18 protein-coding genes and 1 pseudogene are annotated in these 15,757 nt (G+C 73.7%); 5 read left to right on the top strand and 14 right to left on the bottom strand.

The window, feature by feature from the left end; all coding sequences use genetic code 11:
• Positions 1-107: 107 nt before the first annotated feature.
• The 4 genes from E1212_RS06875 to E1212_RS06860 all read right to left on the bottom strand — a co-directional run bounded on the left by E1212_RS06875 (position 108) and on the right by E1212_RS06860 (position 3,974).
• Positions 108-917 carry a YveK family protein gene (locus E1212_RS06875; RefSeq protein ID WP_131980668.1) on the bottom strand — a complete coding sequence of 270 codons (810 nt, stop codon included), beginning with the start codon at positions 915-917 and terminating at the stop codon, positions 108-110.
• Between the two features lie 87 nt (positions 918-1,004).
• The gene (locus E1212_RS06870) at positions 1,005-2,024 is read right to left on the bottom strand and encodes a TolB family protein (protein ID WP_131980666.1); all 1,020 of its coding nucleotides are present in this window, start codon (positions 2,022-2,024) and stop codon (positions 1,005-1,007) included.
• Entirely contained in the window at positions 2,021-3,298 is a 1,278-nt protein-coding gene (locus E1212_RS06865) for an MFS transporter (RefSeq protein ID WP_131980664.1), read from the bottom strand. The genes E1212_RS06870 and E1212_RS06865 overlap by 4 nt, the downstream gene beginning before the upstream one ends.
• A 4-nt stretch (positions 3,299-3,302) precedes the next feature.
• Entirely contained in the window at positions 3,303-3,974 is a 672-nt protein-coding gene (locus E1212_RS06860) for a hypothetical protein (RefSeq protein WP_131980662.1), read from the bottom strand.
• A gap of 174 nt (positions 3,975-4,148) precedes the next feature.
• On the opposite strand from E1212_RS06860, the gene E1212_RS06855 reads away from it, so the two are divergent.
• Both E1212_RS06855 and E1212_RS06850 read left to right on the top strand, forming a co-directional pair.
• On the top strand, positions 4,149-4,775 hold the full coding sequence (locus E1212_RS06855; RefSeq protein WP_238992269.1) for an acyltransferase: 627 nt from the start codon (positions 4,149-4,151) through the stop codon (positions 4,773-4,775).
• On the top strand, positions 4,772-5,401 hold the full coding sequence (locus E1212_RS06850; RefSeq protein ID WP_131980658.1) for a hypothetical protein: 630 nt from the start codon (positions 4,772-4,774) through the stop codon (positions 5,399-5,401). The genes E1212_RS06855 and E1212_RS06850 overlap by 4 nt, the downstream gene beginning before the upstream one ends.
• Here E1212_RS06850 and E1212_RS06845 read toward each other — a convergent pair.
• Entirely contained in the window at positions 5,369-5,776 is a 408-nt protein-coding gene (locus E1212_RS06845; protein WP_131980656.1) for a hypothetical protein, read from the bottom strand. The two genes, E1212_RS06850 and E1212_RS06845, sit on opposite strands and share 33 nt — an antisense overlap.
• Before the next feature lie 108 nt (positions 5,777-5,884).
• Here E1212_RS06845 and E1212_RS31030 point away from each other — a divergent pair.
• Positions 5,885-6,124, top strand: a pseudogene (locus E1212_RS31030) (pyridoxamine 5'-phosphate oxidase family protein); the annotation flags it as partial.
• Positions 6,125-6,128: 4 nt separating this feature from the next.
• Positions 6,129-6,272: a hypothetical protein gene (locus tag E1212_RS29305; RefSeq protein ID WP_162605362.1), complete on the top strand. Its 144-nt coding sequence runs from the start codon at positions 6,129-6,131 to the stop codon at positions 6,270-6,272.
• Here the strand turns inward: E1212_RS29305 and E1212_RS06835 are convergent.
• The gene (locus E1212_RS06835; protein ID WP_203416528.1) at positions 6,269-6,964 is read right to left on the bottom strand and encodes a GH25 family lysozyme; all 696 of its coding nucleotides are present in this window, start codon (positions 6,962-6,964) and stop codon (positions 6,269-6,271) included. The two genes, E1212_RS29305 and E1212_RS06835, sit on opposite strands and share 4 nt — an antisense overlap.
• A 40-nt stretch (positions 6,965-7,004) precedes the next feature.
• Between E1212_RS06835 and E1212_RS06830 the strand changes: the two genes are divergently transcribed.
• Positions 7,005-7,790, top strand: coding sequence for a class I SAM-dependent methyltransferase (locus E1212_RS06830; protein WP_131980652.1), 786 nt, complete (start codon positions 7,005-7,007; stop codon positions 7,788-7,790).
• 23 nt (positions 7,791-7,813) lie between these two features.
• Here E1212_RS06830 and trxA read toward each other — a convergent pair whose 3' ends face one another.
• The 8 genes from trxA to E1212_RS06790 are packed head-to-tail and all read right to left on the bottom strand — an operon-like array spanning position 7,814 to position 15,750.
• On the bottom strand, positions 7,814-8,152 hold the full coding sequence (gene trxA / locus E1212_RS06825; RefSeq protein ID WP_131980650.1) for a thioredoxin: 339 nt from the start codon (positions 8,150-8,152) through the stop codon (positions 7,814-7,816).
• Positions 8,149-8,523, bottom strand: coding sequence for a MerR family transcriptional regulator (locus tag E1212_RS06820; RefSeq protein WP_131980648.1), 375 nt, complete (start codon positions 8,521-8,523; stop codon positions 8,149-8,151). Before E1212_RS06820 ends, trxA begins: the two co-directional genes overlap by 4 nt.
• A gap of 47 nt (positions 8,524-8,570) precedes the next feature.
• Positions 8,571-10,199 carry an ABC transporter ATP-binding protein gene (locus tag E1212_RS06815; protein ID WP_131980646.1) on the bottom strand — a complete coding sequence of 543 codons (1,629 nt, stop codon included), beginning with the start codon at positions 10,197-10,199 and terminating at the stop codon, positions 8,571-8,573.
• Positions 10,196-11,806, bottom strand: a complete 1,611-nt coding sequence (locus tag E1212_RS06810; RefSeq protein WP_162605361.1) for a GNAT family N-acetyltransferase — start codon at positions 11,804-11,806, stop codon at positions 10,196-10,198. Before E1212_RS06810 ends, E1212_RS06815 begins: the two co-directional genes overlap by 4 nt.
• 8 nt (positions 11,807-11,814) lie before the next feature.
• Positions 11,815-12,990 carry an anhydro-N-acetylmuramic acid kinase gene (locus E1212_RS06805; protein WP_131980642.1) on the bottom strand — a complete coding sequence of 392 codons (1,176 nt, stop codon included), beginning with the start codon at positions 12,988-12,990 and terminating at the stop codon, positions 11,815-11,817.
• Positions 12,987-13,898, bottom strand: a complete 912-nt coding sequence (gene murQ / locus E1212_RS06800; RefSeq protein WP_131980640.1) for an N-acetylmuramic acid 6-phosphate etherase — start codon at positions 13,896-13,898, stop codon at positions 12,987-12,989. Before murQ ends, E1212_RS06805 begins: the two co-directional genes overlap by 4 nt.
• A complete protein-coding gene (locus E1212_RS06795; protein WP_131980638.1) occupies positions 13,895-14,782 on the bottom strand; it encodes an ABC transporter permease in 888 nt (295 codons plus the stop codon). The genes murQ and E1212_RS06795 overlap by 4 nt, the downstream gene beginning before the upstream one ends.
• Positions 14,779-15,750 carry an ABC transporter permease gene (locus E1212_RS06790; RefSeq protein WP_131980636.1) on the bottom strand — a complete coding sequence of 324 codons (972 nt, stop codon included), beginning with the start codon at positions 15,748-15,750 and terminating at the stop codon, positions 14,779-14,781. Before E1212_RS06790 ends, E1212_RS06795 begins: the two co-directional genes overlap by 4 nt.
• Positions 15,751-15,757 lie beyond the last annotated feature (7 nt).

Here is a 15,757-nt window from a genome sequence, read left to right as displayed (position 1 = left end):
CGGCTGGAGCCAATCGACAGTCTGCCCACTCGTGAGCGTTCTTATGCAGCGAAATGAGGAAATATTCACCGAATTTCGATGCCGCCCTCATCTGGACCTGTGCCGCTCTAATTAGACCTCTGGTGCATTCTCGCCGGTTCAAGATCGGTTTTCGCGGGCGTCTCGGAGCTCTCGGAATCGGGCTTCTCGCGGTTCGATTCCGGCTTCGCGTCCGAGGATTCGGCGGGTGTGTCGGCGGCCGTCTCGGCGGGATGCGGGGGCGGGTGCGGCGCGGCCGCCTTGGCCTTCGGGCGGGCGCGGTCGCGGCCGCGCCCGCGCTGGCGGCGACCGCCGATGAGGCCGTCGACCAGTCCGGTGATGATCAGGGTGACCACGATGCCGGCGCCGGCGACCCCGCCGAGGGCGCGGATGACCGCTGTGTTGACGGTCTCGGGCGCCGCGGGCTCGGCCAGCGGGAGCACCGAGATGCGGTCGGCCGCGGGCGACTCGACCTCGTCCTGGAGCGCCTCGAGGCGGGCCGGCAACTCGTCGAGCACGCGCTGGACGATGCCGCTCGCGGCGTCGGGCGTGTCGGCCGTCGACTCGATGACGATCATGGGACCGCTGGTGGCGGGGTCGCCGTCGACCGCGAAATCGGCGCCCGGAAAGGCCTCGAGGACGGGCTCGCGGACGTCGTCAGAGCTCAGCGACCGGACCAGGACGTCGCGGGCCAGGATGAGCCCGTCGAGGTACATGAGCGGGTTGCCGCGCTCGGCGATGGTGGACTCGCCGGGCACGAGCGTGGCCGTGGCCGTGGACTCGTAGGTGGGTGCGACCCGCGCCGCCACCAGGAAGCAGAGGACCCCCGTGCCGACCAGTCCCACCAGCACCACGTACCAGCGACGCAGCAGTGCGTTGAGCAGGTCACTCAGGATCACGTTCGTTCGGCTCCGCGCTCGACGAGGTTCTGACCTGCAGTCTCTCACAGGCGCGCGGTTCCGTCCGGCCGGTTGACGCGGAGGTTGTCACGATCTGACAACGGCGGGTGACCACGCCTCGGGGATCAGCACCTTCGGCGCGCCGCCCGCGGCCGGGACCGCCCACACGTCGCTCACGCCCGGTTCGTCGTCGCGCGGCAGGCCGTAGAGGAGGGTGTCGTCGTCGAGCCACTCGACCTGGTCGTCGACGTTGCGCTCCTCGTCGAGCACGGTCTCCTCGCCGCTGGCGAGGTCGAGTACGGCGATGGACCAGTGGACCCCCGACCCGTCGTCGACGTCCTTCTTGAACGCGATGCGGCTGCCGTCGGGCGAGAGCGACGGGCACTCCACGCCGTCGCGCACGACGCTCAGGGTCCGCGCCTCGAGGTCGCCCTCGACGAGCCAGGTGTGCCCCAGTGCCCGCGACTGCGTCGTGGCGTAGAACGTGGTGTCGTCGACGAACGTGACGCCCCACATATTCCGGTCGACCGGAGCGATCTCCGCGCCGTTCTCGAGCAGAGTGAATTCCTCGATGTTGCCGTAGTCGTCACCGCCGGCCGAGTGGATCACCGTCTCCGTGGAGAAACCCGTCGTGGCATAGGAATGTCCGGTGACGAATGACGTCGTCGCGATCAGTGATCCATCCGGCGAAAGTCGCGTCCGGCTGGGAATGCCCGGCAGCGGCCAGGTCTGGATCACCTGCCAGTCGGCGTCGAGCAGCTGCGCCTCGAACGTCGTGACGATGCCGCGGTCGGTCCGCAGGCACACCGATTGGTCTCCAGTGGTATCGATGCGGTCACACGCGACCGGCGCCACCGACCGCGGGCCGCCGGGGTCGTCGGCCGCGACGGCGGCCACCCGGCCGTACAGGTCGCCGGGCGCCGTGCTGCGGAAGACGATGCGCTCGCCCGTGATGGGCGCGTCCGCCGGCGCGAGGTCGACGTCGCTGGCGGTGGTCTGCGCGTCGCGGCTGCGGGAGTACTCCGACCAGCCGTAGGCGCCGGCCGCCACGACGACCACGAGGACGACGAGGACGAAGACGGTGACCCGCCGCTTGCGTTCGATCATGCCGCTCCGGAGGTGGTGACGCGCGCGGCGTCGAGACCGCGCAGGGCGACGAAGCAGGCCGGGACGGCGACCGCGAGGACCGCCGCCATCAGCAGCATGGCCGGGCCGCGGCCGAGGCCGTACCAGAGGAAGCCGAACGCGGCCGCCGAGATCATGCGGCTGACCGCTACCACCGTCTGCGCGGTCCCGATGGCGGCCGCGCGCACCGACGTGTCGGCCAGCTGTCCGGCGAGCGCCGCCAGCACGCCGTCGGTGGCGGCGTAGAACACGCCGAGCAGGACCAGCGCCGCGATGGTCAGCCCGGCCACGCCGGTCGCCGCCCCGGCGCAGAGGTAGGCGGCGAGCAGCGCCAGATGTCCCAGGACCAGCACCCGTGCCCGGCCGACGCGGTCGGCGAGCCGCCCGACCGGGATGGCCAGCGCGAGGTAGGCGAGGTTGGTCCCGACGTAGAGCAGCGGGAACCACTGGGTCGCGAACCCGTCGCGCGACTGCAGCGCGAGATAGATGAAGCCGTCGCCGATGGTGAGCAGCCCCAGCACGCCAGAGACGACGAGCAGCCTGCGCAGCCGCGGCTCGGCGACCGAGCGCCAGCTGAACGGCCGGCCGGCGGGCTTCGCCCCGGCGGTCTTCGACGCCGCCTGGCGGCGAGGGCGCGTGTCCGGGACCAGGAGTGCCAGCAGTGCGAAGCCGATGACCGCGCAGCCCAGGGAGAGGACGAAGACGGTGGTGTAGCCGTCCGGGATCGCCCACAGCACGATGAAGGCGAGCAGCGGGCCGAGCGCGGCGCCGATGGTGTCGAGCGTGCGGTGCACCCCGAACGAGCGCCCGAGGTGCGCCGGATCGGACGCGGCGGTGATCATCGCGTCGCGCGGCGCCGTGCGGATGCCCTTGCCGACGCGGTCGACGGCGACCAGGGCGGTGATGGCGGCGAACCCGGAGGCCACCAGCAGCCCGGCCCGCGTCAGCATGGACAGGCCGTAGCCGGCGACGGCGACCCACTTCGGGTGGTCTCCCCGGTCGGCGGCCCAGCCCCCGGCGATGCGGACGAGCGCGCTGGCGCCCTGCATCAGCCCGTCGATGAAGCCGTACGCGATGGTCGTCAGGCCGAGAGCGGCCGTGACGTACAGCGGGAGGATCGCCGCGACCGCCTCGGACGAGATGTCGGTCATCAGGCTGACCACGCCGAGCGTCACGACGACGGACGAGACCTTCTGCTTCGAGCGCGGCGGTGCCTGCTCACCGGCCTTCGGCCGATCCCGCAGCGTGATGTACATGTGCTCAGCCCTGTGCGACCAGCACGCCGGTCACGCTGAACAGGGTCTCGTCGCCATCGGTGCGGGAGCTGACGACGAGGGCGTCGCCGGAGCGTGAGAACGCCGCCGCGGTGGTGCCGGCGACGGACGGCACGGCGGCCTCGGCGAACCCGCCCGCGACGAAGCGCGAGCGGTAGTGGCCGAGCACCTCCTCGGGCGACACCGGCGCCGTCGCCTCGAGGGAGATCTGGACCCGGCTGCCCTCGGCGGACACCGCGCTCGAGGTCACCTCGGCGTCGGGCACCAGGTCGATGACGTCGACCGGGAACCCGTCGACCAGTGCGCCGGAGGCGCTGCCGTCGGCCGGCACTTGGGCGAGCGGCGCGGCCGCCGGCGGGTCCTCGTAGAGCTCGTCGAGCCGCGGCGCGGTCTCCTGCGGATCCGGGATGACCTCGCTGCCGTCGCCCTCGCTCGCGCCGCCGCTGCCGGGCGGAGTGCCGCCGTCGCTCGGTGCGCCGGTCGGTCGGCCGCCCGCGTCTTGGCCGTCCGTAGCGTTCGGGTCGGCAGGCTCCGCGCCGGGCACCGTGCCCGACGTGCCCGGCGCGGCCGCCGTCTCGGTGGCGCCCGCGGCACCAGAAGAGTCGCCGTCGCCGGAACAAGCGGCCACGGCGCAGACGAGAACCATGGCAACGGCCATGGCTGGAATGTGTTTCACGGCGGCCCCCCACCCGTGCGAACGCCTGCAATCCGGCGAACCGCCCCCCGCGGCACGTCACAGGCGTTCTCACTGTAGCCTCATCCCTCACATCTGCGCCACGCGAGCGGTGGGGCTCCGGCGCCGATGCGCACGACTCGGCATTGGGGGGATCGAGTGGACACCAGGATCGCGGCCTCGGCCGACGTCGACGCCCAGGCGAGCGTCGCCGGCGGCACCACCGTCTGGCACCTCGCGCAGGTGCGTGAGGGCGCCGACGTCGGCGCCGACTGCGTCGTCGGGCGCGGCGCCTACATCGGGCCCGGCGTGCGGGTCGGCCGGGCATGCAAGATCCAGAACTACGCGCTGGTCTACGAGCCGGCCGTGCTCGAGGACGGCGTCTTCGTCGGCCCGGCGGCGGTCCTCACCAACGACCTCTACCCGCGCGCGGTGAACCCCGACGGCTCGCTGAAGTCCGCGGCCGACTGGTCACCCGTGGGCGTCACGCTCCGCGAAGGTGCCTCCGTCGGCGCCCGGGCCGTCTGCATCGCGCCGGTGGTCGTCGGGCGCTGGGCCACCGTGGCGGCCGGCGCGGTCGTGACGGCGGACGTGCCGGACTACGCGCTGGTGGCCGGGGTCCCGGCGCGACGGTTGCGGTGGGTGGGGCGGGCCGGCGTACCTCTGGAGGCGGACGGCGACGGCGCGTGGCGCTGCCCCGTCACCGGCGACCGGTTCGTCGAGGTCGGCGGCGGTGCGGCCATCGAGCCGGCCGCCGGGCCGGCCGCCGCGACGACGGCGGAATGAGCGCCGGGTCCACCGGGCGCGTCCTCGCCGTGCTCGCCGCGGTGGCCTGCTTCGGTGCGGCGGTCGCGGTCGCGTACGCTCTGAGCAGCACCGCATGGGGCGACGGCGTCGAGCGTTCGGTCGCCGACGCGGTCTCCGGCTGGCGCGACGGTGTGTGGCGGCTGCTCCGTGGCGGCTTCGGCCGCATCGTGCCGCCGTTCATGGTGGTGCTGATCGTCGTCCTGACGGTCGTCGCCTACCGGCGCAGCCCGCGGCTCGCGCTGTTCGCGGGGCTGGTCGCCGCGGGCTCCAATGTCACCGTCCAGGCGGTCAAGGCCGGCTGGCTGCCGTTCCCCGGCGCCCGTCCGTCGGGCGACGTGCTGCTCAGCGGCCACGTGCCGCTGGTGCTGTCGGGCGCCCTGCTGGCCGTGGTGGTCGCGCCGGCCGCGGCGCGCCGGTGGGTCACCGTCGTGGCGGTCCTGGCCGTGGCGGCGACCTTCGCGGAGGTCGTGATCAGCGGCTGGCACACCGTCGGCGAGACGCTCGCGCCGGCGCTGATCGTCCTGGCGTGGGTCCTGCTGGCCGTCGCGGTGACCGGTGGTACCCGTGCGCCGTCAGCCCTGCCGGTAGAGCGGCGCCGCGCCTGACGTCGCGCCGGGCCGGGCGGTCGTCTCGGTGCCCGGGGCGTCCCCGCGGTTGCGCCCGTGGGCCTGTCCCAGCCACTCGCCGACCTCGGGGTCGTCGCCGTCGCGGCCGGCCAGCCGCTCGTGCCGGGCGACCTGCTCGCGCAGGTACTCGATCTCCTCGCGCCGGGCCCGCGCACGGTTCGCCCCGGCGACCACCGCCAGGATGCCGAGCAGCAGGAGCAGGCCGGTGGCGACACCGGCGGCGAAGACGCCCCACGCGGGGGAGTCGAGGTCGTAGCCGAATGCGTCGAGCGCGACGGTGTCACCGCCGGCGATGACGGCGGCGACGACCACCGCTGCCGCGGCGGCGATGAGGATCAGTCCGAGCACGATCATGCCGGGTCCCTCCGGGTGGCGGGCTGCGTGTCAGTACACATATCTTCCCGCGCCCACATCGGGGCAAACCCAGCCCCGCTCGCGCGACGATGACTCCGGGTGGCATCGATGGTCTACGCGCTGGCGGTTCCGATGCCAGGAGGCGACGACGATGACGGCACCCGTGAGCGACCGGACATCGAGCGCTACGGCGCACCGCTGATCCCGTGGGAGAAGGTGCTGGCGCGGCTCGACGCGGGCGTGCCGCAGGCGCCCTGCGACGGCGGGCCGAACCGGCACACCTGCTGGCTGGCGACCGTCCGCCCCGACGGCCGGCCGCGCGTCATGCCCGTCGGCCTGCTCTGGCTCGACGGTGCGTTCTGGTCCAGCGCCGGACCCGGCACCCGCAAGGCGCGCAACCTGGCCGCCGCCGCGGGAGGTCTACCGCGTGACGCCGTCGGCGATGTTCGCGCTGGGCGCCGAGGAGCCGTACGGCGCCACCCGGTTCGCGTTCTAGTCGACCAGGTCCTCGTCGTTGCGCATGATGTCGAGGTCGACGGGGCCGTCGATGCCGTCGACCCGGGCGAACGTGTTCACCTGCCACACGTGCCAGCGCTCGTCGGTGGGACGGCGGAAGAAGCGGTAGTCCCAGAGCCGCCGGTCGAGGCCGTCGCGGAGCGGGTAGACGTCGTCCCAGTCGGGGCGGACGTAGAACAGCAGGTGCCGGCCCCAGGCCTCCTCCACCAACTGCACGAACGCGTCGACCTCGGCGGCGACCTGGTCGGCGGGCGGGCGGTCGCTGCAGTTGCCGCTCAGCTCCAGGTCGATGACCGGCGGCAGCGCGTCGTCGTCGGGCGGCGCCACCGCGAGGAAGTTCTCCGCCTGCTCCTCGCCGGGCGCACAGAGCGTGAAGAAGTGGTAGGCGCCGCGCTCGAGGCCGGCCTGCTCCGCGCCGTCCCAGTTCTGCTCGAAGTACCCGTCGACCCAGTTCTGCCCCTCGGAGGCCTTGATGTAGGCGAACTTGATGCCGTCGCCGGCGACGGCATCCCAGTCGATCTCGCCCTGGTGGGCTGAGACGTCGATGCCGTAGCGCTCGCCGTCCTCGAGGGCCGGCCGCCAGTGCGGGACCGCGCCGAACCAGATGGCGGCGCCCAGGCCCAGTGCCCCGACCACCACCGCGGAGATGGTGACGATGATGCGACGGCGCATGGTCACACTTTATCCGGCGAACAGGACGTATCGTCAGGTCATGACGCTGGACGTGTGGGCCCGCGGCGACGCCTACGAGGCATACGTCGGACGCTGGAGCCGCCGCGTCGCCGCCGAGTTCGTGCCCTGGCTCGGCGTGCCGGCCGGCCGGCGCTGGCTCGACGTCGGCTGCGGCACCGGCGCCCTGACCCGGAGCGTGCTCGACCTCGCCGCCCCCGCCTCCGTCGTGGGCGTCGACCCGTCCGAGGGCTTCCTCTCGACGGCGCGCGCCGAGGTCCCGGGCGCGACCTTCTCGCCGGGCTCCGCGGACTCTCTCCCGGTCGACGACGGCGCCGCCGACGCCGTCGTCAGCGGGCTGGCGCTGAACTTCGTGCCCGACGCGACCGCCGCCGCGGCGGAGTCCGTCCGCGCGGCCGCGCCGGGCGCCGTCGTCGCCGCCTATGTCTGGGACTACGCCGAGGGCATGCAGATGATGCGGCATTTCTGGGCCGCCGCGGCCGGCGTCGACCCCGCCGGCGCCGCCCTCGACGAGGGCACCCGCTTCCCGCTGTGCCGCCCGGACCCGCTGCGGCGCCTGTGGCTGGCCGCCGGGCTGGCCGACGTGGACGTGCGCGGCATCGAGATCCCGACGGTGTTCGCCTCGTTCGACGACTTCTGGCGGCCGTTCCTCGGCGGCCAGGGCGCGGCGCCCGGCTACCTCGCCGCGCTGCCGCCGTCGCGGCAAGAGGCGATCCGTACTGTGCTGCGCGACCGGGTGCCGACGAGGGCCGACGGCTCGGTCGCGCTCACCGCCCGCGCCTGGGCCGTGCGCGGCGTCCGCCCCTAGGAACCCGGGCTTCTCGATGATGATCATGGGAATCGGGAGAGCGCGTCCTCGAGCTCCTTGAGCAGCCGGGCCTTCGGCCGCGCGCCGACCAGGGCCTGCACCGGCTCGCCGTCGACGAAGAGCATGAGGGTGGGCAGGGACATGATGCGGTAGCGGGCGCCCAGCTCGGGGTTCTCGTCGGTGTTGACCTTGCGGATGGCGATGGTGCCCTCGAGCTCGCCGGCGAGCTCGGCGAGCATGGGCGCGATCATGTGGCAGGGCGGGCACCACTCGGCCCAGAAGTCGACCAGGACGGGGAGGTCGTTGCCCAGCACCTCGCGCTCGAACGTCTCATCCGTCACGGTCAGCGTCTCCGTGGTCATCGGGCGTCCGTCCCTTCGTGCCGTGCCTCGGCGTCGTCGAGTTTGTCCTGGATGTCGGCGCGGATCCGGGTCAGCCGTGCGAGCACGCCGTCGACCTCGGCGAGTTTGCGCCGGTAGGTCTCGAGGGAGTCGGCACAGGCGTCGCCGGAGTCGTGGCCCGAGCGCAGGCAGTCGACGAACGGGCGGGTGTCGTCGAGGCTGAAGCCGATGCGCTGCAGCGTCTGGATCTCCGTGACCAGCCGCAGGTCGTCGTCGTCGTACTCGCGGTAGCCGTTGGGGGCCCGCTGCGCCATGAGCAGGCCCTGTGACTCGTAGAACCGCAGGGCGCGGGTGGTGGTGCCGGCCCGCTGGGCGAGGTCGCCGATGCGCATGTCTCGACGGTAATCCTTGACGCATGCGTCAAGGCAAGAACGGCCCGTCAGGACGCGGCGCGGTGCTCGCCGGGGATCGCGCTGAGCAGTTCACGGGTGTAGTCCTCGCGCGGGTCGTCGAAGATCTGGGCGGGGGTGCCGCTCTCGATGATGCGGCCGCGGCGCATGACGTGCACCTGGTGCGAGAGCATCCGCACGACGGCGAGGTCGTGACTGATCAGCAGGTAGCTGAGGCCGAGGCGCTGCTGCAGCCCGGCGAGCAGCTCGAGGATCTGGTTCTGCACGATCACGTCCAGCGCCGAGACCGCCTCGTCGAGGATGACCAGCTCGGGCTCCAGCGCCAATGCCCTCGCGATGGCCACGCGCTGCCGCTGCCCGCCGCTGAGCTCGTGCGGCAGCCGCTCGGCCGTCTCGGGCGGCAGAGCGACCTGGTCGAGCAGTTCGTGCGCGCGCTGCCGCCGCGACCGCGCGTCGCCGATGTCGTGCACCTGCAGCGGCTCGGTGATCGAGCGCAGGACCGTGTAGCGGGGGTCGAGCGACGAGTACGGGTTCTGGAACACCGGCTGGACCCTGCGGCGGAACGCGAACAGCTGCCGCCGGCTCATGCCGACCAGCTCGGCGCCGTCGAACCGGACCGATCCCGACGTCGCGTCCTCCAGTCCGAGCAGCAGGTTGGCCGTCGTCGACTTGCCGGAGCCGGACTCGCCGACCAGCGACACCGTCTGGCGCCGCGGAATGGTGAAGCCGACACCGTCGACGGCGAGGAAGGACTGCTTCCGGCCGCGGCCGGAGCGGATGGCGAACTCCTTGGAGAGGCCGCTCACCTCGACCAGCGGCCCGATCTCGGCGGGACGACCCTCCGCGGGCCGGACCAGCTCGCGCGAGCTGAGGCTCGGTGCGGCGGCGATCAGCGCTTTCGTGTAGTCGTGCTGCGGGTTCTCGAGGAGGTCGCGGGCCGGGCCGGTCTCGACGATCTCGCCGCGGTACATGACGACGACGGTGTCCGCTCGCTCGGCGGCGAGGCCGAGGTCATGGGTGATGAGGAAGACGGCGGTGCCCATGCGGTCGGTCAGGGTGTCGAGCTGGTCGAGGATCCGCCGCTGGACGGTGACGTCGAGCGCGGACGTGGGCTCGTCGGCGATCAGCAGGGCCGGCTCGCAGGCCAGCCCCATCGCGATGAGCGCGCGCTGGCGCATGCCGCCGGAGAACTCGTGCGGGAACTGCCGGACCCGCCGCTCCGGCTCGGGGATGCCGACGAGGTCCAGCAGCTCCACGACGCGCCGGTCGGTGGCGCGGCCGGTGGTGCGCCCGTGCACCTCGAGCGCCTCGGCGATCTGGGTGCCGATCCGCTGCATCGGGTTGAGGTTCGACATCGGGTCCTGCGGGATCAGCCCGATGCGGGCGCCGCGGATCGCGACCAGCTCGCGCTCACTCGCCGTGGCGAGGTCGCGTCCATCGAAGTGGATCGAGCCCGACGTGATGGTGCCGTTGCCCGGCAGCAGCCGGTTGATCGCCGCGGCCGTCGTCGACTTGCCCGAGCCCGACTCGCCGACCACCGCGAGCGTCCGGCCCGCCGCCAGGTCGATGCTGACGCCGGTGACGGCGGCCACGGGCCCGGCCGGGGTAGCGAACGTGACGGAGAGGTTGCGGATCGAGAGCAGCGGGTCGGTCGTCATGGGTACCTCGTCGGTGTCGTGACGGGGGAGGCGGCGGACAGCAGGTCCTCGACCGCGGCGGCGGCGACCTGGCGGAGGTGGTCGTTGGTCGCGGGCTCGCCGGCCGTCACCAGCCGGTTGGTCGCGACGACGAACGCGATGCCGTGGCCGGGGACCATGGCGACGGTGGTCCCGGTGTAGCCGGGGTGGTAGCGCAGCTCGACGGTGTCCGGGCCGGCCCGCAGCGTGTCCGTGCGCCAGCCGAGGGCCTGCCCGGCGTCGGGTCCTTCGGCGAGGAACGTCCGGGCGGTGGCGGCGTCCCACAGCGGGCTGTCGGCGGTGCCGGCGGCCGCGACCGCGAACGCCAGCAGGTCCGGCGCCGCCGCGAACAGGCCGGCGTGACCGCTCACGCCGTCGAGCGCATGGAACGCGTTGCCGTCGGCCGCCGTGCCGATCACCGGTCCGTCGCGCCAGCGGTCCATGTCGCCGGGGCCGAACGGGACGGGGTACGGGGCCGACGTCGCGAGCATGCGGCGCTCGACGTCGTCGCCGTCGGCAGCGGCGGCGGCGAGCTCGTCGTCGGTGCGCGGACCGTAGCCGAGGGTGGGTAGGCCGAGCGGCTCGGCGACCAGGTCGCGGACGGCCGCGCGCAGCCCGCCCCCGGTGACCGCGGCGACGATGCGCCCGAGCAGCATGAAGCCGAGGTCGGAGTAGTGCCGGGCGGAGTCCGGCGGGTAGCGCAGCGGCAGCGTGTCGAGCTGTTCGAACGCCGCGTCCGTGTGCCGGGCGCCGACGTAGAACGGCCACCACTCCCACAGCCCGGCGCGGTGCAGCAACAGCTGCCGGACGGTGACGGCGTGGGCGAACGACGGCAGGTGAGCGCGCACGTCGTCGTCGAGGCCGAGGCGCCCTGCCGACACCAGCCGCAGGCACATCGCCGTCGTGACCAGCTTCGTCACGGAGGCGAGGTCGTGCACCGCCGACACCGTCATCGGGGCGGCGCCGGGCAGCCGGTCGCCGGCGGCGTGGGCGAAGGTCCCGGCCGGTGTGCGGACCATGACGACGGCGCCGGCCGGCGGCGTCCACGACGGCCCGGGCTCGAGGATCCGCTCGACGGCGGCGGCGACGGCGGGATGCTCGGCGGGGCCGGGGACCTGCCGGGTCAGCCGCAGCTCCGGCTCGCCGAACTCGTCCTGCACCCGCTGCGCGCCGTCGGGCACCCAGCCCTGCGCGGCGTAGAAGCGGCGCGACGGCGCGTTGTCGCGGAACACCCACAGCCGGGCGGCCCGCACGCCGCGCTCGCCCAGCCGACGCACCGCCTCGGCCAGCAGCCGGCCCCCGGCGCCGCGGCCCTGGGCGTCGGGGTGGACGTAGAGGGAGTGGACGGCGCCCTCTCCGGCGCCGGTGACCGCGTAGCGCGTGACGCCCACCGTGACACCGTCGTCGACCGCGACCAGGAGCTCGCCGGGCCGGACGGACTCGGCCGCGCCGCGCCACAGTGCCCGGGCGCGGTCGTCCGTCATCGACGCGACCAGGTGCGGCGGCAGCGTCGCGGTGTAGCTGGTGCGCCAGCAGGCCAGGAAGACCCGGACGAGGTCGTCCAGGTCGGCGGCGGTGGCAGCGCGCACGGACGGCGTCATGGCAGCGCCGCACGCCGCAGGGTCAGCGCCGGCGGCATCGTCGCCAGGGGCTCGGGCAGCCGCAGCGCAGCGGCGCCGGGCGTGAAGGTGCCGAGGATCCGCGGGGCGGTGGCGCCCGTGCCGCCGGGCACGGTGCCGGGCAGCCCGTGCGCGCTGCACCAGCCGATGAGCGCGAACGCGATGGCCTCCTTCTCGCCCGCGGGCACCCCCAGGTCGTCGGACGGGATCAGCCGCGTGTCCGGCAGCGCGCGGCGCAGGCCGTCGACGAGCACCGGGTTGCGCACGCCGCCGCCCGACACGACCAGCGTCGTCACACCCTCGGCCCGGACCGCGTCGGCGACGGTGCGCACCGTCAGCTCGGTGAGGGTGGCGACGAGGTCGGCCGGCTCCGGCGTGAGGCCGTTGCGCTCGACGGCGTCGTCGACGTAGCCGAGGTGGAACAGCTCCTTGCCGGTGCTCTTGGGGGCGGGCAGCCGGTAGTACGGCTCGGCCAGGAGGACGTCGAGGAGCGCAGGGTCGACGGTGCCGGTGGCGGCGATCCTGCCGCCGTCGTCGTAGCCGCTGGGGTGCAGCCCGTGCTGGGTCACGACGGCGTCGACGAGCGCGTTGGCCGGGCCGATGTCGTACGCGTGCAGCCCGGTGGGACGCAGCACCGTCATGTTGGAGATGCCGCCGAGGTTGAGTGCCGCGGGCACGCCGTCGAGCCCGCGCAGCAGCAGGTCGTCGAGGATCGACACCAGCGGCGCGCCGTGGCCGCCGGCGGTGATGTCGCGGATGCGCACGTCGGACAGCACGGGCGTGCCGGTGCGCTCGGCGATCCAGGCGGGCTGGCCGAGCTGCAGCGTGCCCAGCGCCTTGCTCCCCTCGACCCAGTGGAAGACGGTCTGGCCGTGCGAGGTGACGAGGTCGGCCGGGCCGCCCGCGGCGAGGGCCGCCGCCGCGGCGTCGGCGAACGCCTGGCCGATGAGGGTGTCGAGGACGGCGACCTCGGCCAGCGTGACCGGCGCCGGGGGCAGCGCCGCGAGCAGCCGGGCCCGCAGCTCCGGCGTGTACGGCGTCGCCGACAGGTGGACGATGTCGCCGCGCAGGACGCCGTCGTCGACGGTGAAGTCGACGGTGGCCGCGTCGATGCCGTCGTGCGACGTGCCGGAGATCAGGCCGAGGACTCTCATGCGTGTTCTCCCAGTGCGTCGCGCAGCCGGCCGCCGGCGGCGCGCAGCCGCTCGGTGGCGGTGTCGTGGTCGAGGCCGAGCCGCAGCCGCACCACGGCGGCGCGGACGTCGTACCCGGAGGTCGCGAGCACGGCCCGGGCCTCGTCCGGGCCGGCCCCGGTGAGTGCCGACACGATCCGCGTCGCCCGCCCGCGCAGCTTGTCGTTGGTGGCCCGCAGGTCGACCATGAGGCCGCGGTAGGTCTTGCCGAGCCGGACCATGGTGATGGTCGAGATCATGTTGAGCACCAGCTTCTGTGCGGTGCCGGCCTTCAGCCGGGTGGAGCCGCTCAGGACCTCCGGCCCGACCACCACCTCGATGGGGTGGTCGACGTCGGCGCTCAGCTCGGCGCCGCGGTTGCAGGAGACGCCGACGGTCAACGCGCCGAGCTCGCGGGCCCGGCGGACCGCCCCGAGCACATACGGCGTCCGTCCGCTGGTGGCGAGGCCGACGACGACGTCGGCGGGACCGATGCAGGCGTCGGTCATCGCCCGCGCCCCGGCCGCGGCGTCGTCCTCGGCGCCCTCCACGGCACCGGCGATGGCGTCCGGTCCGCCGGCGATGACGGCGAGCACCTCGTCGGGGCCGACGTTGAAGGTCGGGCGCGACTCCGAGGCGTCGAGCACGCCGAGCCGGCCCGACGTGCCGGCGCCGGCGTAGACCAGCCGGCCGCCGGCACCGACCCGCTCGACGATGGCCTCGATGGCGGCGCTGATCCGCGGCAGCTCGCGGCCGACCGCGGCCGGCACCGTCCGGTCGGCGTCGTTCATGAGCCGGGCGAGGTCGGCGACCGACGCCTCCTCGATGGCGGCGTAGCGCGGGTCGATCGCCTCGGTGTCCGGCGGCGTGCGCCCGTCCCCGTCGCTCATCGCGCGCCCCGGCCGCGGCGGTCGTACCGGTCGCGCAACCCGTCGCCGAGCAGGTTCAGCCCGGCGATGAGCGCCACGACCACCAGCCCGGGGGCGAGCATCGTCCACGGCGCCACGGTGACGAGCGTGCGCGCCTCGAAGATCATCGAGCCCAGCGACGGCGCCGGCGGCGGCGTGCCCAGGCCCAGGAAGCTCAGCGACGCCTCGGTGAGCACGGCCCATGACAACGACAGCGTGACCTGCACGATGATGATCGACGTGATGTTCGGCAGGACGTGCTTGAGCATGACCGCCGGCCGGCTCTGCCCGGTGCTCACCGCCGCGCGGACGTAGTCGATCTCGCGCAGCGACAGCACCGGCCCGCGCGTGACCCGGACGAAGATCGGCGTGTAGACGATGGCGATGGCCACCGCCACGGTGAACCAGGTGCGCTGGAAGACCGATGCGAGCGCCAGCGCGAGCAGCAGCGGCGGGAAGGCGAACAGGATGTTCGTGACGCCGCCGATGGCCGTGTCGGAGAAGCCCCGGTAGAAGCCCGCGACCAGTCCGGCGGCCGTCCCGATGACGGCGGCGATGGCCACCGCCACCGCGGCGATCCGCGCGGAGTTGCCCACGCCCGCCGCCACCCGCGAGAAGACGTCGCGGCCGAACTGGTCGGTGCCGAACCAGTACTCGGCCGACGGCGCCAGCAGCCGGTTGGGCGGGTCCTGGACGAGCGGGTCGTGCGGCAGCGCGCCGAGGAGCGCCAGCACGGCGACGATCGTGAGCACGCCAGTGATCACCAGGCCGGCGAGCGTTACGCGGCTGCGGGTCAGGGCACGCAGCAGTCCACGCGCGCTGACCCGGGTGGGCGCGACGTCGGCGATCTGGTCGGTGGTGGTCATGCGGCGCGCACCCTGGGGTCGATGATCCGGTACAGCAGGTCGGTGAGCAGGTTGACGAGGACGAACGCCAGCGCGATGACCAGCACGGTGCTCTGCACCAGGGCGTACTCGTTCTGCTGGATGCCCAGCAGCACCTGCCGGCCGATGCCGGGGATGGAGAAGATCTGCTCGACCACCACCGCGCCGCCCAGCAGGTAGCCGAACTGCAGGCCGGTCATGGTGGCGATCGGCACCAGCGCGTTGCGCAGCACGTGCCGGATCTGCAGCCGCCGGGCGGGGACGCCCTTGGCCCGTGCGGTCCGCACGAAGTCGTCGGAGGCGACCTCGAGGACCGCGGTCCGGGTGGTCCGCAGGATCGGCGCGGCGACGCCGAACCCGAGCACCAGCGACGGCAGCAGCATCTGTTGCAGGTTCAGCAGCGGGTCGTCGAAGAACCGCGCGAACGGCTCGCCGTTGGGGTTGAACCCGAACCGCGACGCGAGCACCGACGTCAGCGTCGTGGCCAGCAGGAACGCCGGCACCGACAGCCCGGCCAGCCCCACGACCTGGCCGGTGGCGTCGCGCGCGGAGTTCGGCCGCGACGCCGACAGCATGCCCAGCGGGATCCCGATGACCAGCGCCAGCAGGATCGACAGCACCGCCAGCTCGAACGTCACCGGCAGCGCCTGCAGCGTCAGGTCGGCGACGCTGGTCTGCGCCCGCGCCGAGAACCCGAGATTCCCGGTCAGGATGTTGCCCAGCCAGCCGAAGAACTGCGTGAGCAGCGGCTGGTCCAGCCCGTAGTACGACTCCAGGGCGGCCCGCTGGTCCGGTGTCAGCGCGGCCGCCTCGGTGCCGAGGTTGGCGGTGATCTGGTCGCCCGGGATGGCCCGGAGTACGACGAACACCACGACGGCCACGCCGAACAGCGTGAACACGGACTGGGCGACGCGGCGGACGACGCCGTTGTGGACGAGAGTGTCGAGCATGCCGTCC

The sequence above is a fragment of the Jiangella ureilytica genome, assembly GCF_004348545.1.
Taxonomy (GTDB): domain Bacteria; phylum Actinomycetota; class Actinomycetes; order Jiangellales; family Jiangellaceae; genus Jiangella; species Jiangella ureilytica.
Note: the sequence above shows the minus strand (reverse complement) of the source record. Positions and strands in the feature narration are given on the sequence as shown.

Excerpts from the sequence above, each read along its gene's own strand:
- E1212_RS06870 (WP_131980666.1), bottom strand. The coding sequence starts at position 2,024 with ATGATCGAACGCAAGCGGCGGGTCACCGTCTTCGTCCTCGTCGTCCTC.
- E1212_RS06865 (WP_131980664.1), bottom strand. The coding sequence starts at position 3,298 with ATGTACATCACGCTGCGGGATCGGCCGAAGGCCGGTGAGCAGGCACCG.
- E1212_RS06860 (WP_131980662.1), bottom strand. The coding sequence starts at position 3,974 with ATGGCCGTTGCCATGGTTCTCGTCTGCGCCGTGGCCGCTTGTTCCGGC.
- E1212_RS06850 (WP_131980658.1), top strand. The coding sequence starts at position 4,772 with ATGAGCGCCGGGTCCACCGGGCGCGTCCTCGCCGTGCTCGCCGCGGTG.
- E1212_RS06845 (WP_131980656.1), bottom strand. The coding sequence starts at position 5,776 with ATGATCGTGCTCGGACTGATCCTCATCGCCGCCGCGGCAGCGGTGGTC.
- E1212_RS06835 (WP_203416528.1), bottom strand. The coding sequence starts at position 6,964 with ATGCGCCGTCGCATCATCGTCACCATCTCCGCGGTGGTGGTCGGGGCA.
- E1212_RS06830 (WP_131980652.1), top strand. The coding sequence starts at position 7,005 with ATGACGCTGGACGTGTGGGCCCGCGGCGACGCCTACGAGGCATACGTC.
- trxA (WP_131980650.1), bottom strand. The coding sequence starts at position 8,152 with ATGACCACGGAGACGCTGACCGTGACGGATGAGACGTTCGAGCGCGAG.
- E1212_RS06820 (WP_131980648.1), bottom strand. The coding sequence starts at position 8,523 with ATGCGCATCGGCGACCTCGCCCAGCGGGCCGGCACCACCACCCGCGCC.
- E1212_RS06815 (WP_131980646.1), bottom strand. The coding sequence starts at position 10,199 with ATGACGACCGACCCGCTGCTCTCGATCCGCAACCTCTCCGTCACGTTC.
- E1212_RS06805 (WP_131980642.1), bottom strand. The coding sequence starts at position 12,990 with ATGAGAGTCCTCGGCCTGATCTCCGGCACGTCGCACGACGGCATCGAC.
- murQ (WP_131980640.1), bottom strand. The coding sequence starts at position 13,898 with ATGAGCGACGGGGACGGGCGCACGCCGCCGGACACCGAGGCGATCGAC.
- E1212_RS06795 (WP_131980638.1), bottom strand. The coding sequence starts at position 14,782 with ATGACCACCACCGACCAGATCGCCGACGTCGCGCCCACCCGGGTCAGC.
- E1212_RS06790 (WP_131980636.1), bottom strand. The coding sequence starts at position 15,750 with ATGCTCGACACTCTCGTCCACAACGGCGTCGTCCGCCGCGTCGCCCAG.